Origin of the sequence: uncultured Eubacterium sp. (genome assembly GCF_945980375.1) — a bacterium.
In the GTDB taxonomy this organism is placed as follows: domain Bacteria; phylum Bacillota; class Clostridia; order Oscillospirales; family Acutalibacteraceae; genus Eubacterium_R.
This window is the reverse complement of the sequence record NZ_CAMFQO010000050.1, coordinates 1-3550: the sequence shown is the minus strand read 5'-3', so window position 1 is coordinate 3550 and position 3550 is coordinate 1. Positions and strand designations below refer to the sequence as shown.

At 41.7% G+C, this 3550-nt stretch carries 5 protein-coding genes; 1 reads left to right on the top strand and 4 read right to left on the bottom strand.

Going from position 1 to position 3550, the window contains the following annotated elements; translation table 11 throughout:
- The 4 genes from Q0P34_RS08335 to rplM all read right to left on the bottom strand — a co-directional run.
- Positions 1-397: aminoglycoside nucleotidyltransferase (locus Q0P34_RS08335; protein ID WP_294955349.1), on the bottom strand; the 397-nt coding region annotated here is incomplete at its 3' end.
- 109 nt (positions 398-506) lie between these two features.
- Entirely contained in the window at positions 507-1232 is a 726-nt protein-coding gene (locus Q0P34_RS08330; protein WP_294955347.1) for a site-specific integrase, read from the bottom strand.
- Positions 1233-1360: 128 nt separating this feature from the next.
- Positions 1361-1759 (bottom strand): 30S ribosomal protein S9, encoded by a 399-nt coding sequence (gene rpsI, locus Q0P34_RS08325; protein WP_178669176.1) that lies wholly within the window; start codon positions 1757-1759, stop codon positions 1361-1363.
- Positions 1760-1773: 14 nt separating this feature from the next.
- Complete coding sequence (gene rplM / locus Q0P34_RS08320) at positions 1774-2202, bottom strand: 50S ribosomal protein L13 (protein ID WP_178669178.1); 429 nt, start codon at positions 2200-2202, stop codon at positions 1774-1776.
- 304 nt (positions 2203-2506) lie between these two features.
- Here rplM and cysK point away from each other — a divergent pair, with 304 nt between their 5' ends.
- Positions 2507-3439 carry a cysteine synthase A gene (gene cysK / locus Q0P34_RS08315; RefSeq protein ID WP_294955351.1) on the top strand — a complete coding sequence of 311 codons (933 nt, stop codon included), beginning with the start codon at positions 2507-2509 and terminating at the stop codon, positions 3437-3439.
- The last annotated feature ends 111 nt before the right edge of the window (positions 3440-3550 follow it).

Genomic DNA, 3550 nt, shown 5'->3' with positions numbered 1-3550 from the left:
TTACTTGACTATATGGTTCAATACAGGAAACCTCTATCTCCTCAATTTTTCCTTTGCCCGAAAAAGTTTCTATCGGAAAACAATCCCCCTCATAAAGAATTTCACCTTCGCCCGTATATTCAAAACAATGCAAATCAACAATTCTGTTTTTCGCATCTTCCCATACAGTATGGTTCAATGTTGTATATTCCATCTTAATCTCATAAAAGTCATTAGCTTTCATCATCTCTATAAAGTTCTGATAATCTTTCTTTTCTACAAAAATATCAATATCGTTATGGGCTCTTGACTGATATCCAAGAAGAGCATCTACACCCCAGCCACCATCAAGAAAGACTTTAATCTCCGCATCTATTGCAAATTGAAGAATCTGTTTTACATCTGTTATATTGACCATCTTATCATCTCCGCAAATTCAAGTTTATCTAATTGATACCATTATATCACAATAATGTGAATAAATAAAGAGAACGGCACGAAAATTGCTTTTCGTGCCGTTCTATCGCTTAAATGAGGTCTTTTTCAATGCTTTCAGCCATCTTAGCCTTATACTCCTTGAAGATGTGAGTATAAATATCAGAGGTAATAGCTGTATTACAATGCCCAAGATGTTCGGAAATGGCTTTTACATCAAATCCGTTATTTATCATCAAACTGGCGTTGCTGTGTCTCAACGCATGAACGCTGAGTGCTGGCAGGTCATTATCAACAAGGATTTTCTTCAACTGCTTGTTGGTGAAGCTCTGACAGTAGTAGTTGCTAATGGCAGAAGTGAATACAATGTCGGGATGTACCCACGCATCTCCAACGGTCTCCTTGAGCCTGTCCTGCTCACGCTTGTGGCGTAGCAACAGTTCCTTGGAGTAGGTACTGAGCCTAATGGTACGAAAGCTGGTCTCTGTTTTTGGTACAGATAAAAACCACTTATCATCTGCAAAACTGAGTGTATGGCAGATAGTAACCGTGTTATGCTCGAAATCAATATCACACCAACGGAGAGCGAGACATTCTCCAATTCTCAGTCCAGTAAATAGCAGGAACTGGATGATGGTATTGAATGTGCTATACTCACTCGTAACCGACATGAGCTTTTGGCATTGTTCTTTGTCAAGATACTTAATCTTTTTAGCCTTAGAGGGGTCTTTCTTATAAACTACGCCAGCGCACTTTTGAAAAAGGATGGCTATGATGGTCTTGAAATCGGCAAAGGCTGACCTATCTTCGCATAACATTTCATATCGTATGATACTGTTTCATAGAAAGTTGCACCAAATTTGCACCAAAACATAATTTTAGACAAAAGAAAAACCCAGAAACCGTAGTAGTTTCGGGGTTTTTGAGCAATCCCATTCGGGATAAATTATCTCTTTGAGAACTGTGGTGCTCTTCTTGCTGCCTTGAGACCATACTTCTTTCTTTCCTTCATACGTGGGTCACGAGTGAGGAAGCCTGCCTTCTTAAGAGCAGGACGAAGTGACTCGTCATACTGAAGAAGTGCTCTTGAAAGGCCGTGACGGATTGCGCCTGCCTGACCTGAAACACCGCCACCGTTTACGCGGCAGATGATGTCGAACTTTTCAGTAGTTTCTGTAAGAGTGAGAGGCTGACGAACGATGAGCTTGAGAGTGTCAAGACCAAAGTAATCATCAATATCTCTGTCATTAATTATAATCTTACCTGTACCTGCATACACACGTACACGAGCAACAGACTCCTTACGTCTGCCTGTTCCGTAAAAATAAGGATTTGATTCGTACATATCTTAAACCTCCCTTATAGTTCGTAAGCAACAGGCTTCTGAGCCTCGTGCTTGTGTTCTGCGTTCTTGTAAATTCTGCATCTTGTGAGCTGCTTTCTGCCGAGTGTTGTATCAGGAATCATACCTTTTACAGCAAGCTGCATAGCGAAATCGCTCTTTTCCTTCATAAGAGTGCTGTACTTTACATCCTTAAGGTTTCCGATGTAACCTGAGTGATGATAATAGTGCTTCTTGTTGAGCTTGTCGCCTGTGAGAACAGCCTTATCTGTGTTAATGATAATAACGAAATCGCCACAGTCTACGTTTGGCATAAAGATTGGCTTGTGCTTACCTCTGAGAAGGGTAGCAGCCTCTGCGGCAACACGGCCGAGTGGCTTGTCTGCTGCATCAATAACATACCATGCGCGTTCGATCTCGTCAGCTTTTGGCATAAATGTTGACATAGTCTTTTCCTCCGAATTAATTTAATCTTTTTGATTGCCTGCATATACTACCACAATCCGAGCAAATAGTCAACAGTAAAATCAAAATAATTTGGTATTGCTCTCGTTTTCTCTTGTTTTCTTTGTTTTTCATAGCAAAATCTAATTTATTATTTACAAAAAATTTGGTGAAAAAATATTTTGCAATAAATTCCACAAAACCTATTGACATAGTAGGCATTATGTGTTATTATGATAACACAATAAAGATAAACCCGGCTTTCAACCGTGGCGAAGTCCTAATAATATTTGAAAGAAGGAATTCATTATGGCACTTTACAATTCAGTTGCACAAACAGTAGGCAACACCCCTCTTGTTAGGGTAAACAATTTTGAAAAAGCATATGCCCTTGAGGCAAGCGTCTATGCAAAGCTTGAATACTTTAATCCGGCAGGCTCCGTAAAGGACAGGATAGCAAAGGCTATCATAGACGACGCCGTAGCAAGCGGAAAGCTCAAGGAGGGCTCAACAATCATTGAGCCGACATCGGGCAACACAGGTATAGGCATTGCCTCCTACGCAGCGGCAAAGGGCTTCAAGGTAATTATTACAATGCCCGAATCAATGAGCGTGGAGCGCAGAAATCTTATGAAGGCGTATGGCGCAGAGCTTGTGCTTACAGATGCATCACTTGGTATGAAGGGTGCTATCGCAAAGGCAGAGGAGCTTCAAAAGGAAACCCCGAACTCAATAATTGCAGGTCAATTTGTAAATCCTGTTAATCCGAAAGCACACTACGAAACAACAGGACCTGAAATTTGGAATGACCTTGAGGGCAAGGTTGACATCTTTATTGCAGGTGTTGGCACAGGAGGTACCGTATCGGGCACAGGCAAGTACCTAAAGGAGCAAAATCCTAACATAAAGGTTATTGCTTTGGAGCCGGAAACATCACCGGTGTTAACAACCGGCAAGGGCGGTGCGCATAAGATTCAGGGTATTGGTGCAGGCTTTGTACCCGACACTCTTGATACAAAAATTTACGACGAGGTTATTACAGTGCCAAACGAAGCGGCATTTGAGTACGGCGCAGCATTCCCTGCTCTTGAGGGTGCATTGGTAGGCATCAGCTCCGGCGCGGCACTGTGGGCAGCTGCACAGATTGCAAAGCGACCTGAAAGCAAAGGAAAGAACATTGTTGTAATTCTTCCCGACTCGGGCGACAGATACCTTTCCACCCCAATGTTAGCAAAATAATCCTACAAACATATTTCAGCGTGTAGAAAAAATCAAATTATAAATTTCGACACGCTGGTAGACTGTTGAGAAATGGAGCTGAATTTCGCATTCTTGCGAGGGAAGATGTAC

Coding starts and splice junctions, on each gene's coding strand:
- Q0P34_RS08330 (WP_294955347.1), bottom strand. CDS start 1,232: ATGTTATGCGAAGATAGGTCAGCCTTTGCCGATTTCAAGACCATCATA.
- rpsI (WP_178669176.1), bottom strand. CDS start 1,759: ATGTACGAATCAAATCCTTATTTTTACGGAACAGGCAGACGTAAGGAG.
- rplM (WP_178669178.1), bottom strand. CDS start 2,202: ATGTCAACATTTATGCCAAAAGCTGACGAGATCGAACGCGCATGGTAT.